1 protein-coding gene is annotated in these 20,771 nt (G+C 50.3%); it reads right to left on the bottom strand.

The features are described from left to right. Nucleotides 1–83 precede the first annotated feature (83 nt). Nucleotides 84–20,444: a putative Ig domain-containing protein gene (locus K6Q96_RS23220; RefSeq protein ID WP_251880553.1), complete on the bottom strand. Its 20,361-nt coding sequence runs from the start codon at nucleotides 20,442–20,444 to the stop codon at nucleotides 84–86. Nucleotides 20,445–20,771: the final 327 nt, after the last annotated feature.

Below are 20,771 nucleotides of genomic sequence, written 5' to 3'. Positions count from 1 at the left end.
TTGCTCCATCGAGTGAAACTGATCTTGGGTCCCCCACAACAAGGTTGACACTTGGGACCCAAGGATCGATTTCTTTTGCTGATTCAGCTTCTTCTCACCACCATCACTCTCCTTCTGATAATTGCGGTTAGTGTGAGCAGCATCAGGAGATGAATGGGGTTTAGTGCACCGGCTGAGCAACTGCAATCCTCTGTAACATTCACAAATAGTGTAGCTTGAGCAGCAGCCTGTTTGTCATCTCTGGCAGAATACGTCACTCGATCGACACCCACAAAGCCGGCATTCGGTGTATACGTAATATCGCCCGCTTCACTGACCGACACGCTTCCATTTTCGGCCGAAGAGTTGAGCAGCGTGATAGGATCACCATCGGCATCGAAGTCATTGGACAACACATTCGCTGTGATAGAGCCAGTGCCGTCCATGGAAACCTCATCGTCAATCAAGGTCGGTGCATTGTTGATAAACTGCGTTAGATTCACATGGCCGAAATCTGTCGCCCCGAAGGAATCCTCAATGATATAGGTAATAGTAATCATGCCAAAGTAATTCTCAGGCCCTTCGAAATAGAGCTGGTTCGATATGATGCTCACTGTACCTAGGCTCGCAGTAGCAGAGATTAGGTTCAGACTATCGTTGTCCGGGTCAGTGTCATTGGCAAGCACATCGATGGAATGTGGAGTGCCCTCAGGGAGTGAGATGTTGTCATCATTAGCGATAGGGGAATTGTTCCCGGTGATAGGGACACCTACCCCGCCAGGATCTTGAACACTCCTGTTTTCAATCCCGTCTTCATCATTCGTGCCTCCGTCTTTGATCATCAGCTTCACACACCAATGACCCACGTTTAAGCCCGTCTGCCAGACCGTGCTGTTCACAGCTGGGCAGAAACCTTCAGCCCCCGGCGCTGAAGAAAGGGTATCATGTGGACCTTCCACAAAATCGGTCCAACTTCCATTGACCAACTTCCTGTAAACTGCGTTACCCGGTATAGGGGAAACTTGAGGTACCACAATGGTGATGCTGTCTCCCTCTGATTCCATGCCGGACGTGATAAAGTCAAACAGGCCACCAATGTTTGTTACGGCTGTGTCAGCGATGACCTCCGTTGCGTCTATTTTCAACCCACCTGATTGGGCTTGCATGGCGACAATGCCTTTTTGAATGCAGGTACCAGGGTCTGTCTCAACCAGATATTGCGTATTGGTCTGGATGACTTCCTGTATCACATTACAGTCAGCAATTGGGTCAAGATAATCTGGAATGCCATCGCCATCGCCATCCGTCAATCCTTCAGCATTATCGGGTATTAAGTCGCCATCGCTGTCTCCTTGGTCAAGTGTCGGAAGAACATCTACGACTTCAAACAGTATGATTCGACTCACTGATCCCTGTATCGCAGCATCGTCAGTTACCGTAACATCAACACGGTATACGCCTGTTGGAACCGACAGGGGCGAAAATACAAATTCCTCATCATTACTGGATTGGTTACTGAACTCACTGTTGTTGTTTGTCCAAGAGTAAGAGAGCGTGTCTCCTTGGTTGGCATCTGTCGCTAATGCCTTGATAGTGGCGAGAGCACCTGTTCTCAGGATCAAATTTCTGGCCTGACCGCTCTGTTCAACCACAGTGTTTACCGACGGTGGCAAATTGTCATCCGTAATAAAGACAGTAAGGTGCCCATCGTCCACAAGATTGAGGGTGTCGCTCAGCTGAATATCAATCTGCTCGGTTGATTCACTGGTGCTGTCTTCGATCAACTGGAACGTGATGCTCCCTGAGTGCCCGGATTCTATAATAATGTCGCCGGACTCAAGGGTATGGTCGCTACCATCGGCGGTGCCGGAGACGGTGAAGGGCACAATCACAGGGTAGACCGGTGAGTCGCCATTGAGATATGCCGTCAGTTCAACCGTATTCCCCTCGGCAGCCTCGATATCAGCGCCCAAAGAGACGATAGGGAAAACGGTCACATCCTGAGTGCCCGTGACGGTACGATTTTGATAGTCAGTAGCTTGCCAATATGCCTTGTTATTCCCCGGCTTAAAGTAGGGGCGACCAATGAGCTCGACCTGTAAGCGGTTACCATATTCATCCGTGGCAGTGGCAAACCCGAGATCGGCAAAGGTGTAAAGGCCAGTTGCTTGAAGGGTGACAGGCGCCGGTGCGGTAATGTTAGGCTCTCCAGCAATTTCTCCCGTGACGGTCACCAGCGCTGCTGCACTGTCCTGATCGCCTTCGCTATCCGCCACGAGATAGTCGAGAGTGATCTCAGCGCCATTTGATGCGTTTGTGGTGAGGGTGATCTTACCGTCCACAATGACAACCGTACCTTCATTGGAACTGACATTGATCAATTCCGGCGTACCGTCTTCGACATCGGTGTCATTAGCCAAAACGTCAAGGACATAGACACCAGCCAAGCTTCTGGAGACGACCAATACATCATCGTTCGCCACCGGGGGATCGTTCACGGCAGTAATAGTGAGAGAGACGGTGGCAGCGTCCGAGACAATTTCACCGTCTGTGACGACAAAACGGAAAGTGTCATTACCAAAATACTCTGCGTCTGGTTGATACGTAAATTCTCTACCTGAGACGCTAATCGTCCCATTAATAGGCTCCTCTATGACTTGAAGAGTAAGCACATCGTTATCTGCGTCCACCACGTCAGCGTCAAAGATAGCTGCCGTATCTTCATTGAGTGTGATAGCCATGGCGTTGGCGATAGGCGGAGTATTGACACCTTTCACATTGATATCAAATGACGGCAAAGCATTCGACAGCAGGCCATCACTTACGCTGATGACGATCCCGCCATAGAGGCCTGCATCCGTTTGTGAAGGGGTACCGAACAGTCTACCCGTTGTAGTGTCGAAAGAGGCCCAGCTTGGGAGGTTGACAACACTGAACGTCAACACATCGTTGTCCAGATCACTGCTGATCGGAGTGAAATTATAATCGTTACCCTCCGAAACAGTCGGCAGTGGGCTTCCTGAAATACTGGGTGCATTATTCACATCATTGACTGTGATGTTAAATGAGGCCAGTGAGGCGCTGAGGGTGCCGATGCCATTGTCCGTCACAATGATCTGAATACCCGTGTGAATCCCCACATCGGCATGCATAGGGATCCCATATAGGGCTCCAGTCGCTGCTTCAAAGGTCGCCCATGCTGGCTTATTGATGATGCTGAAGGTCAGGGTGTCACTATCTGGGTCTGAGGCTGTTGGGGCAAAGTAATAGCTATTCCCTTCATCCAAAACCGTAGACGGCGTGCCGGAGATGATGGGGGTATTGTTGATATCAATCACCGTCAGATCAAACGGTGCGAGCACCGCGACCGATGCACCATTGTAGTTGTCAGTCACGGTGATCGTGATCCCTGACGTAGTGCCGACATCAGCATGGACGGGTGTGCCTGTCAGGGAACCCGTGGTGGTATTGAACGCTGCCCAGGCTGGTTTGTTGGAGATGCTAAATGACAGCGTATCTCCGTCCAAATCAGAGGTGGAAGGGGTGAACGTGTAGGCATTACCCTCTAGTACTGAGGTGCCAGGTGTGCCTGATATCGTTGGAATATTATTGATATCAATCACAGTAATGGCGAAAGTGGTTAGCGTGCTGCTGAGTGTGCCTGTGCCATCATCAGTTGCCGTCAGTTGGATACCAGCGCTGGTACCGACATCCTTATGCGCTGGTATACCGCTGAGTGTGCCGGTAGACGCATCAAAATTCAGCCAGCTTGGCTTATTAGTGATACTGAAAGTTACAGTGTCACCGTCAAGGTCGGACACGGTCGGTGTGAAGGTGTATGGGCTGCCTTCGTTGACAGTGTTTAAAGGCGTGCCACCAATCACTGGTGGGTTGTTTACGTCGATGACCGTAAGATCAAAGGTCGCCAACGCGGCACTCAATGATCCCACACCATTGTCTGTGACCGTTATCTGTATGCCAGAGGTTGTACCAACATCTGCATGAAGCGGCGTACCACTCAGTTCACCGGTGGCCGCATTAAATGTTGCCCAGGCGGGTTTGTTGGTCACCGAGAAGCTCAGCGCGTCACCGTCAGCATCGCTCACCGTTGGAGTGAAGTAGTAGCTGTTACCTTCCAACACCGAAGACGTGGGTGTGCCAGTGATGGTGGGCGCGTTGTTGACATCTATCACGCTAAGGCTGAATGGAGGCAGGGCACTGCTGAGTGTACCAGCACCATCGTCTGTCACCATAATTTGAATACCTGTGGTGATGCCCACATCCTGATGGCGAGGTATGCCTGACAGCTCGCCGGTGGTGGTATCAAAGCTCGCCCAAGCAGGCTGATTGATAATGCTGAAGCTGAGGTTGTCACTATCAAGATCACTGGTAGTCGGCGTGAAGGTATAGCTTACCCCCTCTAAAACACTGGTCAGCGGTGCTCCTGTGATCAATGGCGCATTGTTGATATCACTCACTGTGATGTTAAACGTGGGTAGTGTGGCACTGAGCGCGCCGACACCGTCATCGGTCACGGTGATTTCAATGGCATTGACCGTACCGACATCGGCATGTGCTGGTGAACCAGTCAGTGCGCCTGTCGTGGTATCAAAGTTTAACCATGTAGGTTGGTTGGTAATGTTGAAAGTAAGGCTATCACCGTCAGCATCTGCCGTTGTGGGGGTGAAACTGTAGAAGCCCCCTTCGTTGATTGTTGTTTCTGGGGTACCCGAAATAGACGGCGCGTTGTTGATATCGACGACGGTGAGGTTAAAAGCAGGTAAGGTATCAGCGAGAAGCCCATCCCCGTCGTCGGTGACGGTGATTTGTATACCAGTAGTGACACCGACATCGGCATTATCCGGGGTCCCGCTGAGGTTGCCCGTATTCGGATCGAAGGTTACCCAGCTTGGCTTATTAGCAATACTATAGGTCAGGGTATCACCGTCATCATCCGAGGCTGTTGGGGTGAAGCTGTAAGCCTGCCCCTCGTTTACAGTCGTCGTCGGTGTCCCGCTGATGACGGGGGCGTTGTTCACATCCATTACCTGGACACTGAAGGCCATCAGAGTATCACTCAGGCTACCAGTGCCATCATCCGTGACGGTGATTGTGATGTTCGCCGAGGTGCCAACATCCGCATGAACCGGTGTGCCACTTAATTGACCAGTTGCAGCGTCAAATGAGGCCCAGGAAGGTGGGTTAGTAACACTGAAGGTGAGACCGTCGGCATCAAGATCGCTGGCTGCTGGGGTAAAGCTAAACAGATCGCCTTCATTCACCACCAAGGTGTTATCCATACGTACCCAAAGTGCCAGATACTCGTTGTCTGCAATATCGCCGGCATTTTGTCTTATACGTTGCGTATCGGATGTGCCCAGTATCCACTGTGATCCGCTGTTCGCACCACACACATCGAACACATTTTCCTCCAGCAAGTTGCCATTGGAGGACATGCATGTTGCGTCCACGGTCAGGGCATCGGCGCTCGCGCCTGTCCAGGTGTCATTGGCTACGTTGTCATCAATACCGGCGTGCAAGGTTTCTCCTGCCAGTAATTTATCCAGCATACTTTGATCGTTCGTGACCGCATCTAAGGTGTTATCCGATGAAGAGACACGGATTTCTGTGGCTTCGGACAAAGCCGCCAGCACCGGCGCGCTCAGCAGGCCGCGTGCCGCCGTATCCAGACTGGCAGAGCGGGGCAAGTTGCCGCTGCCATTACCGTAGTCTATTGCCACCAGAACGTAACCCTGTGCATCGACGTAGCTGGAGAAGGTCTCCCCATTTAAATCGAAGTGATAGATACCGTCTGTGCTGACCTGACGGGCTCCGAGCAATGTAGTGAATGGGAGAGAGGCCGTTCCATTACCATTGAGCGTTGGGTAGTTAATCACAGGGGGATTATTGATGTCGTTGACTGTGATGTTGAAAAGGGGAAGCGCTTGGCTGAGATTACCCGCGCCATTGTCTGTCACCAGAATTTCAATACCCGTCGTGATACCGACATCCCCGTTTTGTGGGGTGCCACTCAGTGCCCCCGTTGTACTGTTAAAACTTGCCCAGACTGGCTTGTTGTTGATGGTAAAGGTCAGCGTATCACCGTCCAAATCTGATGCTGAGGGTGAGAAGGCATAAGGTGACCCTTCATTCACCTGAGTCGCAGGGGTGCCAGCAATGGATGGAGCGTTGTTAACGTCGACTACGATAATGTCAAAGGCAGGCAACGTGTCACTCAGGCCTTGAGGTGTCGTTTCTGTCACGGTGATCTGAATGTTTGTATAGGTCCCAACATCGGCATGAGCAGGCGTGCCACTGAGCTGACCGGTGACAGTATCAAAGGTCATCCACGCAGGCTGGTTAATAATGCTGAAGATGACATTATCGCCGTCCAGTTCATCGATAGTGGGGGTAAATGTGTAGTTTGTCCCTTCGTCAACGGTATTAGCGGGGTTACCCGTGATCTTAGGTGCATTATTCACGTCGGTTACGGTCAGCGTGAAGGCAGGCAGGGCGTCACTGAGGGCGCCTGTGCCATTGTCCGTGACCGAAATCTGAATGTTAGCGTACGTGCCAACATCGGCATTGAGCGGTGTCCCGGTCAAGGCCCCTGAGGTGTTATCGAAGCTCATCCAACCCGGTAAGTTGGCGATGCTGAAGGTCAGGGTATCGCCATCGAGATCACTGGCGGAAGGGGTAAAACTGTAGCTGTTACCTTCTGCAATGCTAACGGCTGGGACGCCGGTGATGACCGGTGGATTATTGATGTCGTTCACCGTGATGCTGAAAGGTGTCAACGTAGCACTCAAAGTGCCGATACCATCATCCGTCACAGTAATCGTAATGCCAGATGTGGTGCCCACGTCGGCATGAAGGGGGGTACCGCTTAATTCACCGGTTGCTGAATCAAAGGTCAGCCAGCTGGGTTGATTGACAATGCTGAATGTCAGGGTGTCAGTGTCCCCATCCGTAGCGGTCGGTATGAAGCTGTAGGGTGTCCCCTCATTGACGCTGGTCGTGGGCGTACCTGACAGGATTGGTGTTGTATTGGTATCAACTACGGTCAGGCTGAAAGGTGCAAGCTGCGCACTTAAGCTCCCCACGCCGTCGTCCGTCACGACAATCTGAATGCCCGCACTTATTCCTACATCTGCATCCAGCGGCGTGCCGGACAACTCACCGGTACTGGTGTTGAGGGTAAGCCAGTTCGGTTTATTTATCACACTGAAGGTCAGTGTGTCCCCATCGAGATCGGCAACGGCGGGGATGAAACTGTAGCTGTCTCCCTCATTCACCGATGTCACGGGAGTGCCACTGATGGTCGGTGGGTTGTTGATGTCGGAGACAGTGATATTGAAGCTTGGCAGCGTGGCACTCAGGGTTCCAGCTCCGTCATCGATGACGGAGATAAGGATCCCGCTGGTGGTGCCAACATCCGCGTCAGCGGGCGTGCCACTCAGCTCGCCGGTGGCCGTGTCAAAACTTGCCCAGCTTGGTTTGTTGGTAATGCTGAATGTTAGGGTGTCACCATCCAGATCTGTGGTCACAGGCGTAAAGCGGTATAGGCTACCTTCCTCGACGGTAGTTGCTGGAGTGCCTGAGAGTACCGGGGCATTGTTAATGTCAACGACGGTAATGTTGAACGTCGCGAGAGATGCACTCAGCTCACCCGCACCATTGTCCTTGACAGAGATTTGAATGCCCGTGGCCAGCCCTACGTGACTATCCGCGGGCGTGCCGGTCAGTGCCCCGGTGTTGGTGTCAAAGCTTAGCCAATCAGGCTTATTGATGACACTGAATATGAGGGAGTCACCATCCAGATCGCTCGCCGTCGGGGTAAAGCTATAGCTGTCACCTTCATTGACTGACGTGGCTGGCGTTCCACTGATAATAGGCGGATTGTTGATATCCGAAACAGTGAGATCAAACGCAGGTAAACTAGCACTGAGGGTGCCTGTTCCATCATCCGTTACTGTGATAACAATGCCTGATGTGGTTCCAACATCGCTGTTGCCCGGTATACCGCTGAGCTCGCCAGTCGCCGCGTTAAAACTTGCCCAGCCGGGTTGATTAACAATGTTGAATGTTAGGGTATCTGAATCCAGATCGGCAGTAACGGGGGTGAAACTATAAGTGCTGCCTTCATCTACGCTGGTGGGTGGTGTCCCTGCAATCGTGGGGGCGTTATTGATATCGACCACAGTGATATTAAAGGTAGGCAATGCCGCGCTAAGCTCCCCAGAACCATTGTCCTTGACAGAGATTTGGAGACTCGCTGCAATCCCTACATCACTATGCGTGGGTGTGCCGCTGATCGCCCCGGTGGTGGGGTCGAAGCTCAGCCAATCAGGCTTGTTAGTGATGCTGAATGTCAAGGTATCGCCATCAAGATCACTGGCCGAAGGGGTAAAGCTATAGTTATCACCTTCATTCACCGATGTTGTTGGTGTACCAGTGATGAGCGGCGGATTATTAATGTCAGAGACGGTCAGGTCAAAGGCCGCCAGTGAGGCACTGAGCGTCCCGGCACCGTCATCAGTTACGGTGATCGCAATGCCGGTAGTGGTGCCGACATCGGCATTGCCTGGGGTACCGCTGAGCTCACCAGTCGTCGTATTGAAGCTGGCCCAGCTGGGCAGGTTGACGATGCTGAACGTCAAAGTGTCACTGTCCAAATCGTTAGCGACTGGCGTGAAGCTGTATTGACTGCCCTCTGCTGCGGTGGTTGAAGGTGTCCCTGCAATAGTCGGCGCATTGTTGATATCGACCACCGTGATATTAAAGGTAGCCAGTGCAGCACTGAGCTCGCCGTCACCGTTGTCTTTGACGGATAGTTGCAAACCAGTGATGGTACCGACATCGGCGTGCGCTGGCGTGCCGGATAGGGTGCCGGTACTGGTATCAAAGGTCAGCCAGTCCGGCTTGTTGGTGAGGCTGAATGTTAGGGTATCGCCATCGAGGTCATTCGCTGAAGGGGTAAAGCTATATGCGCTGCCCTCATTGACCGAGGTTGTGGGTATACCAGTTATCGTTGGCGGATTATTGATGTCAGTCACGGTAAGGTCAAACGCTGGCAGGGTAGCGCTCAGTGACCCTGCTCCGCTGTCAGTGACCGTAATTTGAATCCCGCTGACAGTACCGACATCTGCATTTACCGGAGTCCCGCTCAGCTCCCCAGTTGCCGCATTAAAGTTTGCCCAGGCGGGCTGATTAACAATGCTGAACGTCAGAGTATCGCCATCCAAGTCAGTTGTGGTTGGCGTGAACGAATAAGAGCTACCTTCAGCGACAGTGGTCAGTGGTGAGCCTGAGATGGTTGGCGCGTTATTAACGTCAACCACAGAGATAGAGAACGCCGGTAAGGTGGCATTGAGCAATCCCAGACCGTCATCGGTCACGGTGATTTGTATGCCGGATGTAGTGCCTACGTCTGCGTTGGTTACAGTGCCCGACAAGGTACCGGTGACACTGTCAAAGGTGGCCCAGGTCGGCTTGTTGGTAATGGAGAACGTCAAGGTATCGGCCGCATCAATGTCACTGGCTGTCGGTGTAAAGGTGTAGCTGTTTCCTTCATTGACTGACGTGGCTGGAGTACCCGAAATCACCGGTGCGTTGTTGATGTCGGTGACTGTGATGCTAAAGATTGGCAGGGTAGCGCTTAAGGCACCTGTACCATTATCCGTGACGGTTACTGCAATGCCGGTATAAGTAGCAACGTCAGCATCCGCTGGGGTGCCTGATAGCTCGCCAGTGACTGAATCAATGCTCAGCCAGCCGGGCGAATTTGCCACAGTGAAGGTGAGAGTGTTTGATGAATCTGCATCGCTGGCCGTGGGGGTAAAGGAATATAGACTACCCTCCGCCACTGAAGTGGCGGGGGTGCCGCTAATGACTGGCGCGTTGTTGATATCAGTGACCGTGATGTTAAACGCGGGCAAAGAGGCGCTTAATGTCCCTGCACCATCATCTGTCACTGTGATCTCAATACCCGTATGGATACCTACATCCGCATCGGCTGGTGTGCCGGAGAGCTCGCCCGTTGCTGAGTTAATATTCAACCAGCTAGGTTTATTCAACACAGTGAAAGTTAGAGTGTCTGATAAATCGACATCACTACTTGTGGGAGTAAAGCTATAGGCACTGCCTTCAGCCACCGTTGTCGCAGGGGTGCCAGAAATGGTGGGAGCGTTATTAATATTAGTGACCGTTAAATTGAACGCCGGTAGTGACGCATTCAGTGTGCCTGCGCCATCGTCTGTCACTGTCACAACAATATTATTTGTTGTTCCAACATCTGCATCAGCCGGTGTACCGGATAGCTCGCCCGTTGTAGGGTTAATGTTCAACCAGCTTGGAGCACCCGTCACACTGAAGGTCAGTGTGTCAGAGGCGTCAATGTCATTGGCCGAGGGTGTAAAGCTATACGCACTCCCTTCGGCTATCGTTGTTGAAGGCGAACCACTGATAGTTGGCGCGTTATTGATGTCTGTGACAGAGAGGTTAAACGCGGGCAAAGAGGCGCTCAGCGTTCCTGCACCATCATCGGTCACCGTTATCACTATGTTGTTCGTCGTGCCCACATCTGCGTCGAGTGGCGTACCAGAGAGCTCACCGGTCGCAGTGTTAAAGTTGGACCAACTTGGCGCATTCGACACACTAAAAGTTAAGGTATCGCTGCCGTCTAAATCGTTAGCTGTGGGTGTAAAACTGTAGTTACTGCCTTCGGCGATGGTTGTACCGGGAGTGCCTGAAATGGTTGGCGCTAAGTTTACATCCGTTACTGTTAAGGTGAAACTTGTACTCACTTGAGCACCACTGGGGTCAGTGGCAGTCACCGTGATGGTGTGGTCACCGAGCACCAGTGTATTGCCAGATATAGTATTACCGCTAAATGCGAGCCCGGTAGGCAACCCGGTGACACTAAGCGTCAGTGTATCGCCGTCTGGGTCGGTAAAGACCTGATCTGACAAGCCTAAGTTGACCGAATCGTTTTGATTAATGCTCACATCCGCATAGCGACGTGTCACCCGCATTACTGTGCCACGTTTGTATTCACGCGAGATAAACGAGAAGAAGGTATTGTTGCTTGCTTGCACAGTGAAAGCCAACGGGTTAGCGGGGTTATCGGTTACATGCTGGGTAACGTCAAAATCAAGCACTTCTCCTGGAGGGATCCGCTCTGTGCCAATGAGTGCACCTGGTGTTGGGAGTGTATTCCAAGTGATCCCCGTTTCTGTCCAGCTACTTGCGATAGGGTAGAGCCTAAAATCAAGGAACTCAGCGGCAGCACTTGGGGTTTTTAATTCGGTAATAAAACTGACATTCTGCGTGACACCACTCTCTAGGGGGTCGATAACAGGAAATTGATATACCCCATCTCGTCGGTAGGGAGCGCCCGCCATTCTCATCGCCACTTCTTCTTCGGTACCAAAGTTAGTGTCAGGAAATCCTTCTCGGATATAACTGTCGGCTGCAACCGCATAATCCTGAATTAATGTCGGTGCATTGTTGGTATCAGTCACGGATATGGAAAAAGGACCAAGCGCTGAGCTTAATGCCGGGCTGCCATCATCGGTTACTGTGATGGTAATATCGTTATGAATGCCCACATCTTGGTCGAGAGGGCTGCCTGTCATCTCTCCTGTTTGAGTATTAAAAACTACCCAGTCTGGTTTGTTGGTAATGCTGTAAATGAGGGTATCACCAGCATCATTATCACTGGCTGTGGGCGTAAAGCTGTAGGCTGCGCCTTCGGCGACGGTGGTACTCGGCGTGCCTGAAATGACAGGCGCATAGTTGATATCATTAACTTGTATTGCAAAGGGCAGTAGTGAACTGCTAAGGCTTGGCGTGCCATTATCTGTGGCGGTAATAATAATATTTTCGTACGTGCCCACATCACTTTCAGCGGGTGTGCCAGAGAGTTCTCCTGTCGCGCTATCAAACGTGGTCCAACTGGGGGCGTTAGCGATGCTAAACGTTAGCGTGTCCGCTTGGTCAGCGTCGACTGCGGAAGCTGTTAGCGTAAATGGGCTGCCCTCATCAACACTGAACACTTTATATCCACTAACCCACAATTGAATGGCTTTGTCATCGGCCAACTGAACACTGCCCGGTTGCGCCCTTTGAACGCCTATACTGGGTACCCATGCCATGGCATTAGGATCGCCCGGTGTATGAATAACATTACGTGCTAAATCATGACTATATTGAGTGTTTAGAGGTGCATCTGTGGTGAGTACTAAGGCGTTGGTTCCCACCCAATCATCGTTAATCGTGTTATCTTGCAAGCCACGGTGTAGTGTCTTTGCAGAGGTCACTCGGTCAACAATTGTGGTGTTGGTGGTCGTTGCATCAAGGAAGCCATCTGTGGTTGACACCCGCACACGATTCGTATCGGTTAATGCGTTGAGCACTGGTGTACTCAACAGCCCACGAGAGCCTGTCGTCAGTGTGTTGCCTTGTGGCAAATCGCCTGTGCCGTTACCAAAGTCATTAGCGACCAGAGTATAGCCGCCCGCGTCCACGTACGTGGTGAAGCTTTGACCACCGAGGTTGAATTCGTACTGTCCCGCAGCGGTCACACTCATCACGCCGACAAGCTCGGTAAAGGGATCACCGACCGTACCGCTTCCCGCCGACACTGGCACACTGATCCCCGGTGCATTATTGATATCCGTGACGGTGAGGTTAAACGCGGGCAAAGAGGCGCTCAGCGTTCCTGCACCATCATCGGTCACTGTTATTACGATGTTGTTCGTCGTACCCACATCTGCGTCGAGTGGCGTACCAGAGAGCTCACCGGTCGCTGTGTTAAAGCTCGACCAACTTGGCGCGTTCGACACGCTAAAAGTCAAGGTATCGCTGCTGTCTAAATCGTTCGCTGTGGGCGTAAAACTGTAGGTACTGCCTTCAGTAATCGTTGTGTCAGGCGTGCCCGAAATAGTGGGTGTCAAATTTATATCAACCACCGTTAGGACGAAGCTGGTACTCACCTGCTCACCACTTGGGTCGGTGGCAGTCACCGTAACGGTATGGTCGCCGACCACCAATGTATTGCCAGATATAGTGTCACTGCTATATGTGAGCCCGGCTGGCAGACCGGTCACACTGAGTGTCAAAGCATCGCCGTCTAAGTCATGAAATACTTGGTTGGGTAACACAATATTCGCGGCATCGTTTTGGTTGATGCTCACATCAACGTAACTTCGAGCTACCGAGAGGTAGGTGCGATCTCCCCTCGCTGGTACAAACTCTTTGCTCACTAGCTTGTAAAGGTTATTACTTGCTACTTGTAGTAAGAAGGTCAATGGGGTACTTGGATTATCGATTGCATATTGACTAACATCAATGCTGTATTGCTTGTCTGGGACAGGGCTCCGTCCCAGCTCCCCTGTAGAGACCGGGCGATTAGCCCAAGTCAAGTTCTCTTCTGTCCAAGCCACAGCGTCGTCCAGTGAATAGGTGCGGAACGACTCTGAGGCTGATGCAGCATTAGCTTCTTTTAGTGAAGTCAGAAACGTCACCGACTGCGTTACGCCAGCTTCCAGCGCTTCAATCGCCTCAAAGCGGTAAAAGGCTTTACGCTGCCAAGCTGTGTTACTGCCTGATTTCACTATGATCTCGGTTTCACTACCAAAGTTAGTGTTAGAGGCCCCACCACCCTGGATGTATGTATCGTCTATCACCTCATAGTCTTGGGAAGTCGTGGGGGCATTGTTAATGTCGGTAACCGTTATATCAAATGGCGTCAGCGAACTGCTCAGTGAGCCAGCTCCGTCGTCTGTGACTGTGATTTGAATGTTTGTGTGAATGCCTACATCATCATGCAGTGGTGTGCCAAAAAGTTCACCGTTGGACGCATCAAAGAACATCCAATCGGGGATGATGCCATTGATTGAAGTCTTGTAAGATACTAAGCCTGATGCGTTTGCCGTGACATACACATTGGGGTCAGTTAGCGCTGTGCCATTCAGGGCGAACGTGTGAGCGCCATAGCCATCTTCAGAACTGGTAGTAGCTGTGGGGACCGACGTAAATCCTGTTAACGTGTCAAACTCCTGACCTGCCACATAATCAGCAGTAGCGACGAACCCTGAGCCTGTCTGTTTGAACACTATATCGTTGTTAACTTGAGTGACTTCGAGCTTGACGGCTTTAGCGAAGTTGGTATCTGCCCCTACTACCCAAATCTGATCGCCTGATGCGAAACCTTCTGGAAATGTCACTGCCGCGGCAAGATCTAGCCCCCACGCACCACCAATATTGAGTGTTAAATCTTGCCCCGCCATATCGGCAACCGTTGTCAGATCGCCTGAAATGCTGAACGTCAAGGTGTCGCCTGCATCTGGGTCACTCACAGTAGGAGAAAAGCTGTAGGCAGAGCCCTCGTCGACAGTGGTGCTTGGTGTCCCTGAAATCGTCGGGGTATTGTTGATATCGTTGACTTGAATTGCGAAGGGCTGTAAGGAACTACTGAGGTTGGGTGTGCCGTTGTCCGTCACTGTAATAATAATATCGTTATAGGTACCAGCATCACTGTCAGCGGGTGTCCCATAGAGCTCGCCGGTAGTTGCATTGATGCCCAACCAGGAAGGGGCCCCCGACATGCTGAAAGTCAACGTATCGCTTGTATCGATATCCGATGCATTGAGTGTAAGACTAAACAGGTTTCCATCGTTAACTGTGAATACTTTGTATGCAGTTACCCACAACCGCAACGCATCAGTACTATCGATTGTAGGCGGGACACGTTGAAATCCTGATGCAGGTATCCAGTGGGTTCCCCCACCATTTCCACAGGTGTGAACAATGTTATGTGTCAATGATGTCCCGTGAGTTGTGGTACATTGTCCGTCCATCCTCAACACAGCAGCATTTGTACCCACCCACGTCTCATTGATTGCGTTATCTGATTGCCCTTGGTGGAGTGTAATGGCCGACCTAATCCTGGAAAGAATGGTGGCATCGGTTGATGTGGCATCAATTGAGCCGTCTGTTGCTGAAATACGCGCTTTATGTGCGTCTGTGAGCTGTCCGAGTGCTGCTGTCGATAACAAACCGCGATTGGCAGCAGTGAGTGTATTACTCTGTGTTAAGCTACTGTTACCGCCGCCAAAGTCATTGGCAACCATGACGTAGCCTTGATCATCCACGTACGTTGAAAAATTGTGCCCTCCAATATCAAAATAATATTCACCCGAGGTGGCCACGCTCAAAGTTCCAGCCAGCTCAGTAAAGGGATCACTCGATGTGCCAGTACCAGCAAAGTCAGGCATACCCAATGCTGGCGCTAAGTTAACATCGACTACTGTTAAGGTGAAACTTGTACTCACCTGTGCACCACTTGGGTCGGTAGCAGTCACCGTAACAGTGTGGTCGCCGACCACCAATGTATTGCCAGATATAGTATTACTGCTAAATGTGAGCCCGGCTGGCAGCCCGGTCACACTGAGTGTCAAAGCATCGCCATCTAAGTCATGAAATATTTGGTCGGACAATACAATATTTGCGGCATCGTTTTGGTTGATGCTGATATCCGCATAATTACGAGTCACTCTGAGTGTGGAGCGGATTTCCCAAAAGGGAACGTATTCTCTAGAGACGAAAGGGTAATACAAGGCACTTGTACCTTGTAATCTGAATGATAGCGTCGCGCCTGGGTTATCAATCACGTGTTGGCTGATATCGATACTTAATGTTTGGCCGGGAATATTGTTCGATCCGAGCAGTGAACCGATTGCAGGTTGGTTATTCCATGTAACCCCCATTTCTGTCCATGTATTGTCGGTGGTTGGGTACAAGTAGAAGGTTTGTGAGGTTGGGTCCCCCGATTTTAAAGACGTTCTGAATTCAACAGATTGCTCCAAACCGGTATCGAGTGGGTCGATAGACTGAAAACGATAAAAACCTTTCCGGTTGTAGCCCCCATTACCATCTTCCTTGACAACAATGTAGGTATAATCTCCGTAGTTGCTGTTTGCATAGCCCCCATTTCGAATGTAGCTGTCTGCGATCACCTCATAGTCTTGGGAAGTCGTTGGGGCATTATTGATGTCGGTAACGGTTATATCTAACGGCGCTAACGAACTACTCAAAGCTCCATCTCCGTCGTCTGTGACTGTGATCTGGATATTGTTATAGGTACCTACATCATCATGCAGCGGCGTGCCAAAAAGTTCACCGGTGGAGCCATCAAAGAACATCCAATCGGGGATGATGCCATTGATTGAGGTCTTGTAGGATACTAAGCCTGATGCGTTTGCCGTGACATACACATTAGGGTCAGTTAGCGCTGTGCCATTCAGAGCGAACGTGTGAGCGCCATAGCCATCTTCAGAGCTGGTGGTAGCTGTGGGGACCGACGTAAATCCTGTTAACGTATCAAACTCTTGTCCTGCAACATAATTGGCATTAGTGACGTACCCTGCGTCTGTCTGTCTGAAAACGATATCATTGTTTACTTGAGTCACTTCAAGCTTAACGGCTTTAGTAAAAACGTTGTCTGATCCAATCACCCAAATCTCATCGCCTGAGGATAAGTCTACTGGAAATTTTGCCGATGCCGCGAGCCCTAGCCCCCACGCACCACCAATATTGAGTGTTAAATCTTGCCCCGCCATATCGGCAACCGTTGTCAGATCGCCTGAAACACTGAATGTCAGGGTATCGCCTGCATCTGGGTCACTAGCAGTCGGAGTAAAGCTGAGAGCGTCACCCTCTTGGACCTCTAAGGTCATGTTAGCGCTCACCCATATGGTGAGTGATTCACCAACAGCAATCTCGCCTGCGGAATATTTTATTTTCTGTTCCGAGTTTCCGGGTATCCACGAAATACCCTCGGTCTGCCCACATAGTTGTGCAACGGTATAGCTGAGGGTATCAGTATAGGCTAATGGGCATGTCGCATCATTAGTCAGTGCTTCGGCACCAGTCCCTGTCCACTCATCATTGATTGCATTATCATCAACTCCCCTATGAAGGGGCTCTGAGTCTAGAACACGCTGTATGATGGAGGCATTGGTGGTTGTGGCGTCAAGCGTGCCGTCTGAGGATGATATTCTTACTCGCGTGGTATCAGAAAGCTGAGCCAGAGTCTGGTCTGTGAGTAATCCTCGTGTGTTATTTGTCAGGCTGTCAGACTTCGGTAATGCACCCACCCCGTTTCCAAAATCCAAGGCGACTTGGGCGTAACCATTTTGGTCGACAAATGTTGAAAAAGCCTGACCATTTAGATCAAAGTGATAAACCCCAGCGGCGCCAACACCGCTGGTACCAACACTGCTCGCACCAGCCAACTCAGTAAATGGATTTCCCGCACTGCCGTTGCCGTAAAGCAAGGGTGCACTTATCGTTGGAGCATCGTTAACGTCATTAACTGTGATGTCAAAAGAGCCAATGGCACTGCTCAAAACGCCCGTATGGTTGACCATCTGGGTAAAGCAACCATTCCCTTCTAGATTGTTGTCTGCGCCATCAATAGTGCCGTTGTTATTGGTGTCGTAAACAAAAGGTAAGGCGCATAAGTCTGAAAATCGCACTTTTTGTAAGTTGCTATAACCACCTGTCGATGCATGAACGGTGAAAAACACCAATGATTGGTTATTAAAGTGGTTGGCGACTAGATCGTTTGTGTAGGTGCCGGCGGTGATTCCACCTACGGTATATGAGAGCGTCTGGCTCGTAGCATTCCATTCTATTCGCACTGTACGGTAGGTACTGTCTTCGACATTACCAAGGCTTATGGGGCCTGAAAGTACCGTGCCAGTGACTCCTTCATCGGTATCGCCAATAAAACCGTGATCATCGGCAATATCATTCCAACCCGCACCATTATCATAAATATCAATTTCTAGGAAAATACCGTTTGAGGTGTCGGTATTATCGGTACCATCAGCGCCACTGTGAAAAATAAACTCAAAGCCATCCGCACCCGTTGCATCTTTTGGCCCTTGTAATGCTTCAAATTCCAGTACAAAGTCGCTGGAAAAGTCCACCTTGCCTTTAGATGGTGCAAAAGCATCCTGAACGCCAAAAGGATTATCCATGGTGATTTGAATTTCGCTTCGATTAAGAAATTGGATCCCTTTATAAGTTGTGTTATTGCCTGTTAAATCGAACAGTGCGGCAATGTCAGTTTCCGCCGCCGTAATTGTGATATTGTTATGGCTTCCAATATCGCTGCTCGCTGGCGTTCCTGAAATTTGCCCTGTTATGTGGTTGAAACTTGCCCAGCTTGGCTTGTTGGTGATCCCAAACACCAAGTCATCACCATCCAGGTCGCTGGCGGTTGAGGTAAAGTCGTATGCGATATTTTCAACGACGCTGGTACTTGGGCTTCCCGAGATTGTAGGCGGGTTATTAATGTCGGCAACGTAAATCGAAAATGGGCCTAACGTGCTGCTTAAGTTGGGTGAGCCGTCGTCAGTGACAGTGATCGTGATATCTTCGTATTTCCCCACATCTGATTGGCTAGGTGTCCCGGAGAGTTCCCCTGTAGCAGTATTAAAATTGGCCCAGCCGGGTTTATTAGTAATACTAAAGGTTAAATTATCTCCCTCGGCGTCACTCGCCTGCGGTAACAAACTGATAGGACTACTTTCAAATGCAGTAACAACAATTGAACTGGCACCGGCCCAAAGCCTGATCGATTCACCAACTGGAATTTGACCAAGTTCGTGACTAGGCCTTTGTAGATTACTTGAGGGTATCCAGTGAGTGCCTGAACTGACACCACATAAATGTACCACATTATCAGCAAGTACAATGCTTGATGGCGTGTTACAAGTCGCATCAACAGTGATGTAAGATGAATTCGTCCCAACCCACTCGTTGTTAATGGCGTTGTCGTTGAGCCCTTGATGCAGTGTTTCCCCTGCCAATACACGTTTGATTAACAAAGCATTCGTTGTAGATACATCAAAACTACCGACAGAATCAGATAACCTGGTCCGATCCATATCGCTCAGCGCCGCTAAATCATCAATCGACAAAATGCCTCTTTGATTGATAGACAAAGCATCTGACGTTGGTAGGCTGACATTACCAGATCGGAAGTCTAGAGCAATTAACACATCACCGGTGGCATCGACGTAGCTGGAAAACGTTTGCCCATTTAAACTGAAGTGGCTTTCCCTTGCAGGACGGGTGCGGGTCACACTCTCGGCAAGTTGAGTAAACGGATCCGCTACAGTGCCCGTGCCAAAATTCATGCTGGCAGGAAATGAGATCGTTGGCGCAATATTGCTTGTTTTCACGCCTGCGCGTAAACTCGGAAATTGGGTATAGCCCAATACTACCCAACGCACTGCTGTCCAATCTGTATCTGAGTTACTCACATCATGTGTCACTGAACCAAACGGCGCACTGACCCCCGTATACGTGCCAAGGTCTTGCCAAGTGGCACCTGCAGCCCACGTATTCAGCGCAGCCATATTATCTGGCGTGTTGGTGGACGGTGCCGCAGTTTTCGTGCCCTCTAGCCTGAACTGTGAAACATATTGTCCTGAGCCATCAGCGCGCCCTTGAATGGCCACCTCATAAATGCGGGTCGGACCGTTTTTGAAGATAAAACCGTACCAATCACCCGTTGTTGCGCTAGCCGCTGACCATGCTTGCGGCGAGTTGAGCCACCCTCTGGCGTGACTTCCTGCGCCGTCTGAGATCTCGTTATTATAAGAGCTGCTTAAAAAGCCATTTGAAAAGTCGGGGTCTGCGGTTTCGTAGCCATCAAAGGCCGAATTGGTTTGAATCTCAACGTTCACTGCGCGTAAATAATAGCGAGCACTTGTACCATCTCCGTTCCCGTCGGTCGCGCCCAACAGTAGGTTTTGACTCAAATCAAAGTTTTGAGAAGAAGCCGTTGCTGCTTGTGAGAATACTTCAGTATTGGTCGAAAGCAGTGTGACCTTTGTTGCGAGGGTAAATGAACCATTTGTCTGGATCACATACTGTTGTTCAAGTTCATTCCACTGTGTGGTGTCATAGCTGGCGGGATTATATTCACTGCCAAAACTCACTTTTGCGGCTGCCAAGCCAGCCCAGTTATCGAATTCTGCCAGCGGGTAAAAGCCGTTGTCAGCAAATAGTGAACCAACAAATGGCTCGTTACCATCGGTAAGACCGTATGCGGGGTCAGCATCACCTGCTTTATTTTTTACAATCCACTTGACCGTGATGGTCAGCGGATACTGCGCAGCTGATAAACTACCCACATCTAGGATGGGGCGTTCAAAATTCTTACGGTGTTGATCAGTTTGATTTGCGTTGTATTCGGCAAACTCCAACGCGTTATCGTTTGCCGCACTGAGCGTTGGCCCCTCAAAGTAGGTTGCTTGTGCATCGCTGGCCAGTTCAGCGGCGGTGAGTGAAATTGAATCCGCGTGGGTGTGAATAGGCGTGATGAGGAGTAAGCAGAGAATGCACTTTAAAATGTCGTTAAGGACTTGCGGAGCTTCTCGGAACATATGACCAGTTAACCTCGGAAACAAGCAAAAGGAGAAGGGGAGAGCTTCAACGTCTTTCCCACGACTTCTAGACATGCAATGCGTCTGCTATGTGGCCTACGTCTGACGTTAAAATGTGTTAAGGGCTAATGATTAATTTGTTTCTATTATGATTCATTGACTCTTTATTGAGGCTTATATCAAGAAAGTAGTAGACGGTTCTCGATTAGTCAAAAAGGGGGAACAATTGTTTAAGTCGGCTTTTTGTTTTTCCTTAAAAGGCAGACATTTAGAGAGTTTAAAATAGTCATCACTCTATCAAGTTAAAGTTGTGCTTTGATTGTTTTG

Source organism: Grimontia kaedaensis, from assembly GCF_023746615.1.
GTDB classification, from domain to species: domain Bacteria; phylum Pseudomonadota; class Gammaproteobacteria; order Enterobacterales; family Vibrionaceae; genus Enterovibrio; species Enterovibrio kaedaensis.
The sequence above is the reverse complement of the archived record's forward strand: the minus strand, read 5'-3'. Positions and strand labels throughout refer to the sequence as shown.

Excerpts from the sequence above, each read along its gene's own strand:
- K6Q96_RS23220 (WP_251880553.1), bottom strand. The coding sequence starts at position 20,444 with ATGTTCCGAGAAGCTCCGCAAGTCCTTAACGACATTTTAAAGTGCATT.